The organism is Aeromonas sp. 84A (assembly GCF_051919345.1).
Taxonomy (GTDB): Bacteria; Pseudomonadota; Gammaproteobacteria; order Enterobacterales; family Aeromonadaceae; genus Aeromonas; species Aeromonas veronii.
In genome coordinates, this window is sequence record NZ_JBQBEW010000001.1 from 587733 (window position 1) to 604737 (window position 17005).

General features: G+C 62.2%; 13 protein-coding genes. 6 read left to right on the top strand and 7 right to left on the bottom strand.

All coding sequences use genetic code 11. The annotated features are described in order from the left end of the window. The first annotated feature begins 29 nt into the window (after window positions 1-29). Entirely contained in the window at window positions 30-938 is a 909-nt protein-coding gene (locus ACTG20_RS02760) for a bifunctional GNAT family N-acetyltransferase/hotdog fold thioesterase (RefSeq protein WP_194494834.1), read from the top strand. A 54-nt stretch (window positions 939-992) separates the two neighbouring features. Here the strand turns inward: ACTG20_RS02760 and ACTG20_RS02765 are convergent, their stop codons facing one another. The 4 genes from ACTG20_RS02765 to gntU all read right to left on the bottom strand — a co-directional run bounded on the left by ACTG20_RS02765 (window position 993) and on the right by gntU (window position 8242). Continuing rightward, window positions 993-3110: an AsmA family protein gene (locus ACTG20_RS02765; protein ID WP_194494833.1), complete on the bottom strand. Its 2118-nt coding sequence runs from the start codon at window positions 3108-3110 to the stop codon at window positions 993-995. Between the two features lie 31 nt (window positions 3111-3141). After that, window positions 3142-5211: an ATP-dependent DNA helicase RecG gene (gene recG / locus ACTG20_RS02770; protein WP_194494832.1), complete on the bottom strand. Its 2070-nt coding sequence runs from the start codon at window positions 5209-5211 to the stop codon at window positions 3142-3144. 190 nt (window positions 5212-5401) lie between these two features. Further along, window positions 5402-6751 carry a CDP-diacylglycerol--serine O-phosphatidyltransferase gene (pssA, locus tag ACTG20_RS02775; RefSeq protein WP_005342654.1) on the bottom strand — a complete coding sequence of 450 codons (1350 nt, stop codon included), beginning with the start codon at window positions 6749-6751 and terminating at the stop codon, window positions 5402-5404. Between the two features lie 150 nt (window positions 6752-6901). Continuing rightward, window positions 6902-8242 carry a gluconate transporter gene (gene gntU / locus ACTG20_RS02780; protein WP_194494831.1) on the bottom strand — a complete coding sequence of 447 codons (1341 nt, stop codon included), beginning with the start codon at window positions 8240-8242 and terminating at the stop codon, window positions 6902-6904. Window positions 8243-8487: 245 nt separating this feature from the next. On the opposite strand from gntU, the gene ACTG20_RS02785 reads away from it, so the two are divergent. The 3 genes from ACTG20_RS02785 to ACTG20_RS02795 are packed head-to-tail and all read left to right on the top strand — an operon-like array spanning window position 8488 to window position 11441. Further along, window positions 8488-8997 (top strand): gluconokinase, encoded by a 510-nt coding sequence (locus ACTG20_RS02785; RefSeq protein ID WP_005340649.1) that lies wholly within the window; start codon window positions 8488-8490, stop codon window positions 8995-8997. Beyond that, window positions 8994-10790 carry a phosphogluconate dehydratase gene (gene edd / locus ACTG20_RS02790; RefSeq protein WP_021230776.1) on the top strand — a complete coding sequence of 599 codons (1797 nt, stop codon included), beginning with the start codon at window positions 8994-8996 and terminating at the stop codon, window positions 10788-10790. The genes ACTG20_RS02785 and edd overlap by 4 nt, the downstream gene beginning before the upstream one ends. A 9-nt stretch (window positions 10791-10799) precedes the next feature. Next, a complete protein-coding gene (locus ACTG20_RS02795) occupies window positions 10800-11441 on the top strand; it encodes a bifunctional 4-hydroxy-2-oxoglutarate aldolase/2-dehydro-3-deoxy-phosphogluconate aldolase (RefSeq protein ID WP_194494830.1) in 642 nt (213 codons plus the stop codon). Window positions 11442-11525: 84 nt separating this feature from the next. On the opposite strand, the gene ACTG20_RS02800 is transcribed toward ACTG20_RS02795, so the two are convergent. Then, complete coding sequence (locus tag ACTG20_RS02800; RefSeq protein WP_064339167.1) at window positions 11526-12533, bottom strand: substrate-binding domain-containing protein; 1008 nt, start codon at window positions 12531-12533, stop codon at window positions 11526-11528. A gap of 89 nt (window positions 12534-12622) precedes the next feature. Here ACTG20_RS02800 and ACTG20_RS02805 point away from each other — a divergent pair, with 89 nt between their 5' ends. Continuing rightward, window positions 12623-13273, top strand: coding sequence for a Qnr family pentapeptide repeat protein (locus ACTG20_RS02805; protein WP_139408823.1), 651 nt, complete (start codon window positions 12623-12625; stop codon window positions 13271-13273). 133 nt (window positions 13274-13406) lie between these two features. Here ACTG20_RS02805 and envC read toward each other — a convergent pair whose 3' ends face one another. Together envC and gpmM are read right to left on the bottom strand one after the other, a co-directional pair. Beyond that, window positions 13407-14759: a murein hydrolase activator EnvC gene (gene envC / locus ACTG20_RS02810; RefSeq protein ID WP_139408821.1), complete on the bottom strand. Its 1353-nt coding sequence runs from the start codon at window positions 14757-14759 to the stop codon at window positions 13407-13409. 9 nt (window positions 14760-14768) lie between these two features. After that, the gene (gene gpmM / locus ACTG20_RS02815; protein WP_194494829.1) at window positions 14769-16298 is read right to left on the bottom strand and encodes a 2,3-bisphosphoglycerate-independent phosphoglycerate mutase; all 1530 of its coding nucleotides are present in this window, start codon (window positions 16296-16298) and stop codon (window positions 14769-14771) included. A gap of 246 nt (window positions 16299-16544) precedes the next feature. Between gpmM and ACTG20_RS02820 the strand changes: the two genes are divergently transcribed. After that, entirely contained in the window at window positions 16545-16976 is a 432-nt protein-coding gene (locus ACTG20_RS02820; RefSeq protein ID WP_005340640.1) for a rhodanese-like domain-containing protein, read from the top strand. The last annotated feature ends 29 nt before the right edge of the window (window positions 16977-17005 follow it).

Below are 17005 nucleotides of genomic sequence, written 5' to 3' on the forward strand. Positions count from 1 at the left end.
TCCGACCAGTGTAACTCAAGGATGAAACTATGTACCGGGTAGTCACCCCTCAGACAGTCGCCGAGCTGGATGCCTACTACCAGTTGCGCTGGGAGCTTCTGCGTAAGCCCTTCAATCTGCCCGTCGGTTCCGAGCGGGACGAATACGATACGGTCGCCATTCACCGGCTGATGCTGGCACCCGATGGTACCCCCATCGCGGTGGGCCGCCTCTTTATCGGCGGTGACGAGGCGCAGATCCGCTTTATGGCGCTGCGTCCCGAATATCGCGGTCAAGGGCTGGGCGCCAAAATGGTGGAGGATCTCGAGGAGCTGGCCCGCAGCGAGAAGGTGAAACGGCTGGTGATGAACGCCCGTCAGGAGGCGGTGGAGTTCTATCGCAAGTGCGGCTTTCTCGAAGTGGGGGGCGGCCCCGTCTCCTTTGGCCGGATTCCCCATCGCCAGATGATCAAATCCCTGAGCCCGTTGCAGACTATCCAGTACCGGCCGGAGTGGTGTCAGGATCTCACCACCCGCTGGTCGCGCGGGGTACCCATCAGCGAGAAGATGGGGATGCACATCAGCCACTACGATGGCCAGACTTTCCACCTCAAGGCCAATCTGGCGGCCAACTGCAACGTGCATGGCAGCATGTTCGCCGGCAGTGTCTACAGCCAGTGCGTGCTGGCGGGCTGGGGGCTGATCTGGCTGCAGCTTAAAGAGGAGGGGCTGGTGGGCGAGCCGGTGCTGGCCGAGAGCACCATCAAATATCATGGCCCGGTCGATGAGGAACCCGAGGCGCGAGTGGCTCGCGAGGGGATGCCCGCCGTGCTGCAGCCGCTCAAACGGGGCGAGCCTGCCACCTTCAGCCTCAAGATCCAGCTGTTCAGCGGCAGCAAACTGGCTGCGGAGTTCCTCGGCCACTACGTGGTGCAGCCGCCCCGCCGTCCGGGCCAGTAACCGCGTCGTTTCCCCATCAAACAACAAGGCCTCATCATGAGGCCTTGTCTGTTTTTACCCTTGCTGGCTTTCGCTTGTCTGCCCGGCTTGGGTCTGCACTTGGGCCTGGTTTTGGGCTTTCGGTGCGGGAGCCGGTCGCCAGAGCGGGGCGCTGTTGCCTTGCGGCGGATAGCGTACTCCCACTTCCCAGCCGCAGGCGTCCTGCTTCTGAGGGAAGCTCCAAGCCAGCGTGGGTTCCGTCAACGGCCCGCGCCACTGGCCGAGCAGCTCGGCGCAGCGGTTGCCGTTGAGGATACCCAGATCCAGCTGCCACTGCTCGTTGACCAGATCGATCCCCCCTTGCAGCGCCAGCAGATGAGTGATGGTGGAGGCGCCAGCCTGCTCGATCTGCAGTTGCCCCTTGTCGATCTTGCCCTGCAGCTTGATGCGGTAGAAGGGGGTGTCACCCTCCTGCATCGCCTGCCACAGCTGATCCGGCGTCAGGGTGGGCGGGGTCGTCCCTTTGAACCATTCATCCAGCAGCGGATCTATCTTCACCTTATCCCAGAACGGCTCGTCGGCATCGAGGGCAAAGCTGCCTTGCAGGGTCTGGCGCCACTCGCCCGCCGTTTTGCCGTGTTCGGCTTGCAGGTCGGCGCTCACGTCCGCCTTGCCGGCGAAGGAGACAGGGGAGTGGAATATCTTGCCCCACTGTTGCAGATCCAGCTTGGTCGCCTGCAGCTGCAGGCGGCTGCTCTGGCCCGGTTCGCGGCCCCACTGGCCACTCAGGCTGAGGGTGCCCTCATCCGGCAGCGAGCTGGTGAGCTTGCTCAACTGCCAGGAGCTGGGGGTCAGCTCCCCATCCAGCTCGCCGTTACGGGCGCTGAGGCCATCCCACACCAGCTCGAACCACTTGCTCTCAATGAGGGCACGGCCAAGCAGCGGGCCGGGCTGATTGCCGCGCAGGGCGAGATCGCTCAGATAGAGCTGCCAGCCGGTCAGCGACAGGGGCAGGGTATCGTCGAAGGAGAGCACCTTGAGCTTGTCGAACGCCAGCTTGCGGATATCGACCTGCTGCGGACGCCAGCTCTGCCAATCCTGCCACCACCCTTGTGGCAGGCTGATATCCATGCCGCTCAGCGCCACGTCTTTCAGGGTCAGCTTCTGCTGCTGGGTATCGAGGGATAGCTCGACATTGAACTCCCCTTCATAGGCCTTGCCCTGCAGTTCGCCGTCGATCTGCTGGGGCGAGAAGGCGAGCTTGCCCTTGATCTCCTCCAGCTGGAACAGACCACGGCCCATGTCGCCCAGGGTGCCGCTCAGATAGCCGGTGGGCTGGTTGCCCGCCTGCCAGTGGAAGGCGGTGAGCTGGCCGCTGAAGTTGTTGAAGGAGAGCTCCTGATTGATGTCGTTGAGGCTGACGCCATCCAGCTGGCCGCGATCCAGCGACACGCTTTGCAACGGGAAGCGCTGCGGGAAGCCTTGTTGTGTCAGATCCCCCAGCTCCACCCGCATGCCGCGCGCCTTGAGGTCATGCAGTTGCAGGGTGCGGGCGGGCCAGTCCAGCACCATGCCGGTCTCCAGCAGACCGTCGAACAGGTTGGTCACCAGCTTGTCGGTGCGTAGCACTTCCCCCTCCAGCCGTCCTTGCAGGTTGAGACGGGCGAAGGTGAACTGCGGAGTCTCCAGCTGGCCGATATTGAGGCTCAGGTTGGCCTGTGGTTGCCGTTTCGGATCGATCAGCTCCCAGTCGCTCAGGGTGGCATTGAGGCCGCGCAGGGTCAGCTCGGGGCTTTCCAGACTGAGCCGGTCTATGGTGCTGTCACTGATGGTGAGGGAGTGCACCGGCAGGCTCGGTAGCTGGTTGGGCAGCGGCAGCTTGATGGCGGGACGAATGAGATCGAGATGGGCGATGCGCACGTCGCGGCTCAGCCAGTCGATGCTCTCGATCTCCAGATAGATCTTGTCGAGGGAGACCGCATCGCCGTAACGCACCTGCTCAGCCAGCAGGGTGTAGGGGTGCAGCGGGTTGAACACCAGTCGCCCTATGGTGACCGGCACGCCGGTCTGCTGGCTGATCCAGCTGGCGATGGGGCCTTTGGCGCGCTCGGCGTCGAACAGGCCGAGGGCAACCCAGACAAACAGCAGCAGGAAGGCGAAGGTGTAGAGCAGGCCGCGTAGCCAGGAATTCATGGTTGCTTTCCTCCTGTTTTGGGATTTGTTGTCAGGCGTTTGAGTAGTGGTCTCGCAGACCGAGCCAACGGCGAATCAAGGGTTCGACATGACTAGGATGCCTATCCATGAGGAAGCGCGCCATTTTTTGCACCTGTGGAATAAGCGGCTGATCCCGTACCAGATCAGCGATCTTGAGATCGGCCAGACCGGTCTGGCGAGTGCCGAGCAGTTCCCCCGGGCCGCGCAGTTCCAGATCGCGCTGGGCGATGAGGAAGCCGTCGTTGGTCTCCCGCAGCACCCCGAGCCGGCTCTGGGCCGTCTTGGACAAGGGGGCATGATAGAGCAGCACGCAGTGTGAGGCCACCGCCCCCCGGCCAACCCGACCGCGCAGCTGGTGCAGCTGCGCCAGCCCGAGCCGCTCCGGGTTCTCGATGATCATCAGGCTGGCGTTGGGCACATCCACCCCCACCTCGATGACGGTGGTGGCGACCAGCAGTTGCAGTATGCCTGCCTTGAACTCCTCCATCACCCGCTGTTTCTCGACCGGCCGCATTCGGCCGTGTACCAGCCCGATATGCAGGCCGGGCAGCAGGTTTTGCAGCTCGGCGGCGGTATCCTCGGCAGCCTGACACTCCAGCACCTCCGACTCCTCGATCAGGGTGCAGACCCAGTAGGCCTGCTTGCCCTCGGTGCAGGCGAGCTTGACCCGCTCGATCACATCGCCGCGGCGGCTGTCGGGCAGCGCGACTGTGGTGATGGGGGTGCGGCCCGGCGGCAGTTCGTCGATGACCGAGGTATCGAGGTCGGCATAGGCGGTCATCGCCAGGGTGCGGGGGATGGGGGTGGCGGTCATGATCAGCTGATGGGGATGTACCCCCTCCCGCTCCCCTTTCTCGCGCAGGGCGAGGCGCTGATGCACCCCGAATCTGTGCTGTTCATCGATGATGACCAAGGCGAGGCGCTGGAACACCACCTGCTCCTGAAAGATGGCGTGGGTGCCCACCACCATCTTGACGCTGCCATCTTTGATCGCGGCCAGCGACTCTTCCCGCGCCTTGCCTTTCTGTTTGCCCGCCAGCCAGCCGACTCCGATGCCGAGCGGCTCCAGCCACTTGGCGAAGTTGATGGCGTGTTGTTCCGCCAGCAGTTCGGTCGGCGCCATCAAGCCCACCTGACAACCGTTGCCGATAGCCTGCAGGGCCGCCAGCGCCGCGACCAGCGTCTTGCCGGAGCCCACATCCCCCTGCACCAGCCGCATCATGGGGTGGCTCTGTTGCAGATCCTTACTTATCTCGGCCACTACCCGGCTCTGGGCGTCGGTGGGCTTGAACGGCAGGGCGCCGAGCAGCTGTTCAATCAGCTCGGGTGCCGGTTTGAGGGCGCGGGCCAGCTGGGTTTGTGCCTGAGCACGCACCTTCAAGACCGAGAGGTTGTGCGCCAGCAGCTCTTCCAGCACCAATCGCTGCTGGGCCGGATGCTGGCCGCTTTCCAGCAGCGGCAGCGCTACCGAGGGGGGCGGGCGGTGCAGCAATTTCAGGGCGGCGGCCAGCTCAATCTGATGGGGATAGAGGCCAGCGGGCAGCAGCTCCTCGACGCCGTAGAGGTCGAGCTGGGCCAGCGCCTGATCGGTGAGGTTGCGCAGGGTGAGCTGGCGCAGCCCCTCGGTGGTCGGGTAGACGGGGGTGAGCGCCTCTTCGGTCTGACCGGCCTGCTCCTCGCCGAGCAGCTTGTACTCGGGGTGGGCCATCTCCAGCCCGTATTTGCCGGGGCGCACCTCGCCAAAGCAGCGGATCAGGCGGCCCGCCGCCAGACTGTTTTTCTGGGCTGCGGTGAAGTTGAAGAAGCGCAGGGTGAGGGTGCCGGTGCCGTCGCTGATGCGGCAGACCATCATACGGCGGCGCCCCATCACCAGTTGAGTGTCCTGGATCTCCCCCTCGACGGCGCCGTGCAGGCCGGGCGGCAGATCGCCGATGGGCCACACCTGAGTGCGGTCCTCGTAGCGCAGGGGGAGATGGAACAGCAGGTCCTGTACCGTGGCCAGTCCCAGCCGCTCGAGCTTCTCCTGCATCTTGCTGCCGACACCCTTGAGGCTATCGAGAGGAATTTTATCCAATTTCATCAATTAGATGCCCGAAAACACTGTAAATATGTCCAGATGATAGGGGTTGTTGCGGGGCCGATGCAAGCCGAGTTGCTGCTGGCTGGGCCGCCAAGGCGGGGGAAACGGCGGATATAACAAAGGCCTGCCGAAAACGGGAGGCCTTTGTGCGGCTGCCAACAGGCAAGGTGCGGGCGCATGGCGCCCAAGGTCAGATGATGCGTTTGAGCAACAAATGGGCCTTGACCCGATGGATCCGTCCCAGCAGCTTGCGCACCTGTTCCGGGTAGTCCTGGATCTGCTCAACCTGATCGAAGTGGCTGATCCGCTTGGTGTTGGTCAGGATGTTCTCCCGCTCCGCGTTGAACTGGGGACGCAGCAGGTGGCGACGATCGTGCACCAGCAGGCCGTTCTCCAGATCCAGCGCCCAGGCGCGCGGGTTGAGGTTGTTGCCGGTGAGCAGGGCCCACTCATCATCCACAAAGATCCCCTTGAGATGGTAGGAGTTGCGCTCGCAACACCAGAGCATCAGGTTGAGGCGGCCGTCGTCGATGTGGCGCTGGTTGCGCTCGGCAAACTTGCGCAGGTTGGTCTCGTAGAGATAGGGCAGGCCACCGATAGTGGAAAACTTCTCTTCCGGCGGAATGAAGAAGTCGTTGGCGGTCTTGTCGCCCACTACGATGGTGACTTTGCAACCGCGCTGCAGCAGATCCTCGATATCCTTGCTCAATTCCTTGGGGGGGTTGAAGTAAGGGGTGCAGATGAAGATCTCCCGCTCGGTGGCGCGCACCAGATTGCGGATCATCAGGTTGAGCTGATTGTTGCGCTTGCCCAGACCCACCATGGGGGTGACGGCCACCTCCTGGGTGTTGACCGGCATGGTGCTGAAGCGGTACTGGCTCTGGCGCAGGTTCTGCTTGAAGCGGCGGATCGGCCCCTTCAGCTGCTTGGCGCTGGGGATGTCGCTGTGATCCAGTCGCTGCACCGCATCGCTCTTCACGAACAGATCATCCACGTAGTTGACCATGCTGCGGGCCAGCTCCGGGCTGGTGATCTGGTGATAGCGATCGAAGCGGTAGCGATCCTGCTGATGCAGGTAGATGTCGTTGAGGCTGGCACCGGAGTAGAGCACCACATCATCAAAGATGAAGCCCTTGAGGTGGAGCACGCCGAGCAGCTCGCGCCCTTTGACCGGCACGCCGTAGATTTCGATCTGGTGCTCGTGTTCGGCAGCCATGGCCTGATACATCAGGTGGTTGCCGCCCTGCTTGCCTTTGCCGATCAGGCCGCGCTGGGCACGGTGGAAGTCGACGAACAGCTTGATGTCGAGGGCCGGATTGCGCTGCTTGGCGGCGTAGAGGGCGGAGAGGATCTCCCGGCCTGCTTCGTCATCCTGCAGATAGAGCGCGACCAGATAGATGCGCCGGGTGGCACTGGCGATAAGCGCAAGAATGCGGCGTTTGAAATCCTGGGCGCTGTAGAGCACTTCAAACTGATCCGCTGCGACGGCGATCTGGGGCAGGCGCGCCAGCAGTTGTCGATAATGGGCCGATGAATGCATAGATAAACCTGAAATCACGGGGTTAAGCGTTCCACTCGGAGCGATGAATAGGCGATTCTAGCAATCTCGCCCTCTCAGCCAAAGAAAGAATCATCAGAAAGATGAAAAAGGCCTCACGAGTGAGGCCTTTTTGTCAGCATTTCGCCCTTGTCAGAGGAAGCTGTAGATGATCATCGCCATCACGCCGCCAGTGGTGCCGATGATGGTTTCCATCACGGTCCAAGTCTGCAGGGTCTGCTTCTCGGTCAGGCCGAGGTAGCGGTTGGCCAGCCAGAAACCGGAGTCGTTGACGTGGGAGAGCACGATGGCACCGCCGCCGATGGCGATGGTGACGGCAGCCAGCTGGGCACCGTTCAGGCCGAGCGGCTCCAGCATCGGCAGCACCAGACCACAGGCGGTCAGCATGGCGACGGTGGCGGAGCCCTGAATCACCCGCACCGCGGCAGCCAGAATGAAAGCCAGTGCGACGATGGGCAGACCGGAGTCGGCCAGCATGTTGCCAAGGGCGGCACCCACGCCGGAATCAACCAGCACCTGCTTGAACACGCCACCGGCACCGGTAACCAGAATGATGACACCCGCCGGCTGGATGGCGCTGTTGCAGACGCTCATCACCTCGTCACGGGACATGCCACGGCGAATACCCAGCAGATAGAAGGCGGCCAGACAGGCAACCATGATGGCGGTGAAGGGGTGACCGATGAACTCCAGCCAGCTGTGCAGGGTAGAGCCCGCCTCGACGAAGCGGCCGACGATGGTCTTGAGGCCGATCATCAGCAGCGGCAGGCCGATGAGGCCCATGGCCAGCCCGAAGGAGGGCAGGGATTTGCTGTCATCGTGAACGCTGTTCTGGGCATCTGCAGGCAGCGGCACATCGACGATCTTGCTGATGAAGTCACCGAACAGCGGGCCAGCCAGGATCAGCGCCGGTACGGCGGCGATCAGGCCGAACAGGATCATGTAGCCGAAGTCGGCACCCAGCTGGGAAGCGACCAGGATCGGGCCCGGCGCCGGGATAAGGAAGGCCTGACAGGTGGCGATACCCGCCAGCAGGGCGATACCGATCTTCACCACGCTGCCGCCGCCACGACGGACGATGGCGAAGGCGACACCGATCAGCAGCACCACGGCCACGTCAAAGAAGAGCGGCAGGGCGCAGACAAAGCCGGTCAGGGCCATGGCCCAGTTGGCGCGCTTGACGCCGAACTTGCCGAGCAGGGTGTGAGCCACCCGGTCGAGGGCACCGGTCACTTCCATCACCTTGCCAAACATGGCACCCAGCGCCACCACCACAGCAACGAAGCCGAGGGTGCCGCCCATCCCTTTCTGGATGGTGGCGGCGATGTCGGCTGGGTTCATGCCGGCGGCAAGACCCGCCACCATGGAGACCAGGATCAGGGCTACCACGGCGTGGAGCCGGGCCTTCATCACCAGGAAGAGCAGCAGCACAATCGAGCCGGCGGCTGTCATGATCAGGGAGAGGTCAGACATTGTTATGCGTTCCTTTTTCCAAGTTCAGTCGTGACACCTTGCCGATCCGTCGGCAAACCATATCTTTATGATTTATTTAGATTTATGGCAAGGGCTCAACATCATATGCCCAGGTGACTATGGGTTTGCTCAGTCTGTGGCAGACTTCACATTTTCAATCGTTACCGGTAACATGTTACCGGTAACGTGTTAGATTAGAACCCATCAACAGCTGGTTTTTTGAAAAGTGGGACAGAGGTCAAATTATGGCGGGTAAGTGCATTATCGTGATGGGTGTGTGTGGTAGCGGCAAATCCAGCGTGGGTCTGAAAGTGGCCGAAGCGCTGGGCGCCAAGTTCATCGATGGTGATGACCTGCACCCCAAGGCCAACATCCAGAAGATGGCTGGCGGCAACCCCCTCAACGATGAGGATCGTGCCCCCTGGCTGGAGCGGATCCGCGACGCCGCCTACAGTCTCGAGCAGAAGAACGAGACCGGCATCATTGTCTGTTCCGCCCTCAAAAAGAAGTACCGCGACCAGATCCGCGAAGGCAACGAGTCGGTCAGCTTCATCTTCCTCGATGGCAGCCAGCCGCTGATCCTCGAGCGGATGCGTGCCCGCAAAGGCCATTTCATGCGTGAAAGCATGGTACAAAGTCAGTTCGATACTCTGGAGCGCCCGGATGGCGAAGCCGGTGTATTCCACATTGATATAGACGGCACCTTCGAACAGGTGGTTGACCGCGCCGTCACAGCATTGGAGCAAGCCCAATGATTCATCAGGTAATTTCCGACGTCACCGCCCGCATCCGCGAGCGCAGTGTCGCCCGTCGTCAGGCATTTCTGGCCCGCATCCAGCGTCAGGCAGAGCAGGGCAAGACCCGCGCCGCGCTGGCCTGCGGCAACCTGGCCCACGCCGTGGCCGCCTGCAGCAGTGACGAGAAGGGTCGCATTCTCGATATGACCCGCGCCAACGTCGGCATCGTCACCGCCTACAACGATATGTTGAGCGCCCATCAGCCCTATCAGGGCTATCCGGATCAGATCAAGGCGGTACTGGCCGAGCTGGGCCACAGCGCCCAAGTTGCTGGCGGCGTGCCCGCCATGTGCGACGGCGTGACCCAGGGTCAGCCGGGGATGGACATGTCCCTCTTCTCCCGTGACCTGATCGCCCAGGCGACCGCGCTCTCTCTTTCTCACAACACCTTCGATGCGACCCTGCTGCTCGGCATTTGCGACAAGATCGCTCCGGGCCAGATCATGGGGGCCCTCTCCCACGCTCACCTGCCGACAGCATTTGTTCCTGCCGGCCCCATGGCGAGCGGTATCAGCAACGACGAGAAGGTGAAAGTTCGTCAGAAGTACGCCGCCGGTGAAGTGGGCCGTGATGCCTTGCTGGAGATGGAGTGCGGCGCCTACCACGCGGCGGGCACCTGCACCTTCTACGGCACCGCCAACACCAACCAGCTGGTATTCGAGGCCATGGGCCTGATGCTGCCGGGCTCCGCCTTTGTGCACCCGCATAGCGAGCTGCGCCGCGCCCTGACCGCCGAAGCGGCCCGCCGTATCAGCGCCATGATCCCGGGTTCCCCGGCCTATCGCCCGTTGAGCGAGGTGCTGGATGAGCGCTCGCTGGTCAACGGTCTGGTGGCCCTGCTCGCCTCCGGCGGCAGCACCAACCACAGCATCCACATGGTGGCGCTGGCCCGCGCGGCCGGTCTGGTACTGACCTGGGATGACATCAGCGATCTCTCCGACGTGGTGCCGCTGCTGGTTCGCATGTACCCGAACGGCCCGGCCGACGTGAACGCCTTCGAACAGGCAGGCGGCGTGCCCGGCCTGATGCGCCGTCTGGCGCAAGAGGGGCTGATCCACATGGACGCCACTCCGGTCTTTGGCGAGATGCAGGATTACCTCAGCCGTCCGGCACTGGTCGATGGCCAGCTGGTATGGCAGCCGGTCGGCGAGAGCGGCGATGCGAGCGTGTTGTCGCCTTCCGGCAGCGTATTCCAGGCCACTGGCGGCACCAAGCTGCTGGCGGGCAATCTGGGCCGCGCCGTGGTCAAGGTCTCCGCCGTGGCTCCCGAGTATCGGGTGATTGAAGCCCCGGCGCGGGTCTTCTCCTCCCAGCATGCGGTGGAAGCGGCCTACAAGGCGGGCGATCTCAATCAGGACGCCGTGATCGTGGTGCGCCACAATGGCCCGGCCGCCAACGGTATGCCGGAGCTGCACAAGCTGATGCCGGTGCTCGGCAACCTGCAGAAGGCGGGTTACAAGGTGGCGCTGGTCACCGATGGCCGCCTCTCCGGCGCCTCCGGCAAGATCCCGGCTGCCATCCACGTCACCCCGGAAGCGCTGCACGGCGGGGCCATCGGCCTGCTGGCCGATGGCGACCTGCTGCGGGTTGACGCGGTAAACGGTAGCCTCGACTGCCTGACCGATTTGAGTGGCCGTACCCAGGCCGAGATTGACCTCACTCTGGAACAAGAGGGGTGGGGTCGTGAACTGTTCAGCGTGATGCGTCGCGCGGTATCGAGCGCCGAGTGTGGCGCCACCATCTTTGACTAAGGAAGAGCTATGCAGAACTGGAAAGTGACCCCGGCCGAGGTGTTTGCCGCCTCCCCGCTGGTACCCGTGATGGTTATCAACGAGCTGGATCAGGCCCTGCCGATGGCCAAGGCGCTGCTCGACGGCGGCATATCTGTCTTCGAAATCACCCTGCGCACCCCGGTGGCGCTCGATGCCATCGCCCTCATCGCCAAGGCGATGCCGGATGCCATGGTCGGTGCCGGTACCGTGCTCAACTGCGAGCAGTTTGACGCCGCCGTCGCTGCCGGTGCCCGCTTCGTCATCTCCCCGGGGATGACGCCGGCCCTGCTGGCTCACGCGGCCAAAAGCACTGCACCGCTGATCCCGGGTGTGGCTACTCCGTCTGAAGTGATGCAGGCGCTGGAAGCGGGCTACGACCACCTGAAGTTCTTCCCGGCCGAAGCGAACGGCGGTATCAAGGCGCTCTCCGCCATTGCCGCGCCGCTGCCCCAGGTGAAGTTCTGCCCCACCGGCGGCATCGGCCCGAAAAACGTGGCCGACTATCTGGCACTCAAGTGCGTGGCCACCGTCGGCGGCTCCTGGATGCTGCCGGCCGATGCGGTCAAGAGCGGCAACTGGGAAGAGGTAACCCGCCTCTCCCGCGAAGCGGTTGAGCAGGTTAAACGCTAAGCATCAGTTGTGCAGAAAACCAAACAGGCCACCCTCGGGTGGCCTGTTTGTTATCGGCGTGACTTAAGTGGGTGAGGGAAGGGATTACCCAAGACTCTCCCCGACATAGAGGGAGAAGCCGATATCCTTGCGGGTGTCGGGTTGGGATTGGCCGCTGAGACGCGCCAGCAGCATGGTGGCCGCCTCCCGACCGATCGCTTCCCGCGGGGTGGCGATACTGGCCAGTTTGGGGGTCATGGCGTGGCCGATGTCGAGAGCGTTGCAACCGGCGATGGCGATCTGCTGGGGCACCGGGATCCACTTGGCCTGACACTGCAGCAGGGCGCCCACCGCCAGGTCATCGTTGGTGCAGAACAGGCCGTCGAGGTCGGGATAGCGCACCAGCGCCTGATCCAGCAGCTCGCCCCCTAGGGTGAAGCTGGAGGATTGTTCGGTCAGCAGATGCTGGCCGGTGAGGCCGAAGTCGATCATTGCCTGATAGTAACCCTCCATCCGCAGCTGGGTACGTACGTCGAGCCGCGCCCCCAGATAGACCACCTTGCGACGGCCCCGGCGCAGCATCTCTGTTACCATGGCCCGGGCGGCGGCTCTATGGTCCATGCCGACCACCATGTCGATGGGGGTTTGCGGCAGATCCATGGTCTCCACCACCGGAATGCCGGCGGTGGCGATCATCTTGCGAGTGCGCTCGGTGTGCTGGCTGTCGGAGAGGATCAGCCCATCCACATGGTAGGAGAGCAGGGACGCGACCTGCTCCTCCTCCCGCTCCGGGCTGTAGCCGTAGTGGGCCAGCAGGGTCTGGTAGCCAGCCGGTCGGGTTACCGACTCGATGCCGTGGATCACCGCCGAGAAGACCTGGTTGGAGAGGGAGGGGATCAGGATGCCGATCGCCTTGCTGGTCGCGTTGGAGAGAATATCCGGCGCTCGGTTGGGGATATAACCCAGCTCTTCCACTACAGCTGCGATCCGCTCGCGGGTCCCCTCCGCTACGGTCTGCGGGTCGCGCAGATAGCGGCTGACAGTCATCTTGGTCACGCCGGTTTGGTCGGCGATATCTTGCAGGGTGGGGCGGCGCTTGCGGGTGGGGCTCATAGGGGTGTCCAGCGTGGATGTTACATGTAACATTACCGTTTTTGGCGGATAAAGTCAGCATATGAAGCCGTTTTTGCAGGAGTTTTCCGATGATCAGAGGCAAACAGTTCGTGGATGTCCGGTTCGAGCAACAGGATGTGGAGGGGGAGCAGTTCTCGGAGTGCCGCTTTATCGGCTGCAACTTCTCTTGGCTGGATTTGAGCGATAGCCGCTTCATCGACTGCAGCTTCTACGATCGGGAGAGTGAACGGGGCTGCCTGTTGCAGGGTTGCGATCTGCGCGAGGCCAGCTTCCTGCGCTGCGATCTCACCATGGCCGATTGCAGCCGCAGCCAGTGTCTGGGGTTGGAGATGCGCGACTGTCAGGCGGTCGGTATCAACTTCAGCCATGCCAGCTTCGCCAACCAGATCACCGCCAAAAGCTACTTCTGCGAGGCCCATCTGACCGGCAACAACTTCAGCTACGCCAGCTTCGAGGGCTGCCTGCTGGAGAAGTGCGAGCTTACCGGCAACCGTTGGCAGGGGGCCAACCTGTTTGGTGCCTCGCTGGCGGGTTCCGATCTCAGCGGCTCCGAGTTTGGCCAGATTGACTGGACCAGCATCAAGCTGCAGGGCTGCGATCTGCGCCAGTGCGATCTGCCAGGGCTGGATCTGCGCCGGGTCGATCTGCAGGGAGTACAGATCAACGAGGATCAGCAGCAGACCTTGCTGGAGCAGATCGGTCTGGTTGTCTTCCCCTGAGCCGAGCGAAAAAATAGGTAATTTTTCATCAAATGGGAGTGACAGCGGGTTGCTGTACTCCTGAAATGACAAAAGCCTGCGTGAGGCAGGCTTTTGCTAGTGAGCGTGTGACGCGTTTGTCGGCCGGGTTAACTCAACCCTTGGCCAGCCATTTGGTTGGGTTGATCGCCTCGCCCTGATAGCGAATTTCGAAGTAGAGGCCCGGTCTGTCCTGACCGCCACTGTCACCGACCAGCGCCACCGGCTCACCCTGTTCCACATTCTGGCCAACTTGGCGCAGCAGCGACTGATTGTGACCGTAGAGGCTCATGTAGCCCTTGCCGTGGTCGATCACCAGCAGCATACCGAAGCCGTCGAGCCAGTCGGCGTAGACCACTTGTCCCGGTGCAACCGCCTTGACCTGGGTCCCTTCGCTGGCGCCGATCAGGGTACCTTTCCACTTGAGCTGGGCGGTGCGCGGCGAACCGTAGGAGATGAGGATCGGCCCCTGTACCGGCCAGCGCAGGCTGCCATTGGTCTTGAGACCGCTGTAGTGACCGGCACTGCTGATGCCCGAGCCGCGCTCCGGTTTGCTGCTGGCTACCTCTTCGGCCGGTTCTGCCGGTTTGACGGTTTTGTTCTGCTGGGCGGCGAGTCGTTGTTGCTCGGCGCGGCGCTGTTCGGCCAGCTTGCGCTGACGCTCCTGCTCCGCTTTCAGCTTGGCCAACCGTTCCCGCTCGGCCCGTTCACGGCGCTCCTGCTCTTCCCGCTTGCGACGTAACTCTTCGAGCCGCGCTTTCAGCGCTTTCTCGGCCTTGACCAGCTTGGTGAGCTTCTGCTCGTCATCCTGTACCGACTGCTGCAACTGGTTGCGCACCTTGGCCCGGCTCTGCTGGCTGGCCAGCAGGGTCTGGTGATGCTCTTGCTGTTCGGCAAGCAGGGTCTGCAGTCTGGTCTCGGTCTCTTTGGTTGCCTGCTGGTTTTTCGCCAGCTTGTCGCGGGTGGCGCGCAGGGCGTCGATGGCCTCGATGCGGGCCTTGTTGAGGTAGTCGTAGTAGTCGAGGGAGCGGCTCAGTTTGGCCGGATCCTGCTGATTGAGCAGCAGTTTGAGGTAGTCGTGGTTGCCCGCCTGAAAGGCGCTCTCCGCCTGTTTGGCCAGCAACTGCTTCTGATGTTTGGCTTGAACTTCCAGCGCTAGCTTGTCTTTTTGCAGGGTCGCCAGCGTCTGCTGGTTCTGCTTCAACTGCTGCCTGGTCTGGTTGAGTTTGGCGGCGGCGGCCGAGATGGCCTGCTCGTCAGCCTTGAGCTGGGTATTGAGCTTGGCAAGCTCCTGCTTGCTGAGCTTGATGGTCTTCTGTTGCTCTTTGATCTGGGACTGCATGGTGCCCAGCTGCTGATTGGCGGCCAAAGCCGGTGTGCTGGCGCCAAACGACAGGCAAAAAAACAGCGCGCCGGCCAACAGGCCGACGCGACTGGTTTTCTGTGAAATAACTTCGCATCCCCGCATGGGGAAGGATTATTTCAGAATCATCAGGGGCTTGCCAGTCATTTCCGGCGGTACCGGCAGACCCATCAGGGTCAGCATGGTGGGGGCCAGATCGGACAGTTTGCCACCTTCAACCACCTCGGCTTTGCGACCGAAATAGATGAGCGGAACCGGCAGATTGGTGTGGGCGGTGTGGGCCTGACCAGTCTCTTCGTCCAGCATCTTCTCGGCGTTACCGTGGTCGGCAGTGATCAGGCACTCGCCACCCACTTCGGCCAGGGCGTCGGTCACGCGACCGATGCAGTGGTCAACGGCCTCACACGCTTTGACGGCGGCATCGAACACACCGGTGTGACCAACCATGTCGCCATTCGGGTAGTTACAGATGATGACGTCGTACTTGCCGCTCTTGATGGCCGCAACCAGCTTGTCGGTCAGCTCTTCGGAGCTCATTTCCGGCTGCAGGTCATAGGTCGCCACTTTCGGGCTGGCCACGATCTCGCGATCTTCGCCGGTGAAGCAGGACTCTTCGCCACCGTTGAAGAAGAAGGTGACGTGAGCATACTTCTCTGTTTCGGAGATGCGCAGCTGGGTCTTGCCCTGCTTGGCCAGCCACTCACCCAGGGTGTTGACCAGAGCGGTCGGCGGGTAGGCACAGGCAGTTTTGATGTCGGCCGCGTATTCGGTCAGCATCACGAAGTTCAGCTTCGGCTCGACTGCACGGGCGAAGCCGGTGAAGTCGGTGTCAACGAAGGCGCGGGTGATTTCACGGGCACGGTCGGCACGGAAGTTCATGAAAATCAGCGCATCGCCGTCGATCATCGGTGCAGCTTCGCCGATGCGGGTGGCTTTGACGAACTCGTCGTTCTCGTCGCGAGCATATGCGGCAGCCAGCGCTTCGGTGGCGCTATTGGCGGTGAACTCGCCCTTGCCCTGGGTCATCAGGTCATAGGCTTGCTGCACGCGATCCCAGCGGTTGTCACGGTCCATGGCGAAGTAACGACCGATCATGGAAGCGAAACGACCCTTGCCGAGCTTGGCGAACAGGGCGTCGAACAGCTCGATAGAGGACTGGGCGGAGCGCGGCGGAACGTCACGGCCATCCAGGAAGGCGTGCAGGTAGATCTTCTCGGCGCCACGCTTGGCAGCCATTTCGATCATGCCCATGATGTGCTCTTCGTGGCTGTGTACGCCACCCGGGGACATCAGGCCCATGATGTGAACGGCTTTGCCGTTGGTCACGGCAGCGTCAACAGCCTTGGCCAGCTCGACGTTCTGGAAGAATTCGCCATCCTGGATGTCTTTGGAGATGCGGGTCAGCTCCTGATAGACGATGCGACCGGCACCGATGTTGACGTGGCCCACTTCGGAGTTACCCATCTGGCCATCCGGCAGACCGACATCCAGACCGGAGCCGGAGATCAGGGTGCTGGTGTAGTCACGGGTCAGACGATCGAGGTTGGGAGTCTTGGCGGCAGCGACGGCGTTGTGCTCTTGCTTGGTGCTGTAGCCCCAACCGTCCATGATGACCAGAACCAAAGGTTTCTTAGCTGTTGACATAAGACTATGTCCTCTCGGATTGGAAAAAATGCGGGAAATGAAACTAGCGTAATATTACTACATCTGCCGAAATAGTCACCTGATAGCCAAGGGGCGCTCCCGCGGCCCCGCAAGCCACGCCCTTCCTGCCATGCTCGCTGCCCAATGATGATGGGAGCCTGCTCGCGCTTTGCCGCCAAGATGGCTGATCTTATCAATACCCCCATGTATACTCGGGCCCTTGTCTTGGTCCCTGGATAGTAGAAGATGCAAGAGTATTTGGATTTTGCGGCCCGTAACCCGCTGCTGACCGCAGCCTGGTTGGGTCTGGCTGGCACCCTGGTTTACACCACTGTGCGTGCCCGTTTGTCCCCGGTAAAAACCGTCAACAATCACACCGCGACCCTGCTGATCAACCGCGAGAATGCCACCGTGGTGGATATTCGCAGTCAGGAAGAGTATGCCAAGGGCCATCTGGCCGGTGCCCAGCACCTGCCGCTGACCCAGATCCAGAGCAATAATCTGGGCCCGGTTGAAAAGCATAAAGATGCCCCCATCATAGTGGTGTGCGAGTCGGGAATGACTGCGGGCGGCGCGGGCCGTCAGCTGAGCAAAGCTGGCTTCAAGCAGGTTTATGTGCTCGGCGGTGGCATGGCCCAATGGCGTGCAGAAAATCTGCCGGTAACCAAGAAACGCTGATTTAAGCAGGGCCTGAGCCCACTTATCCA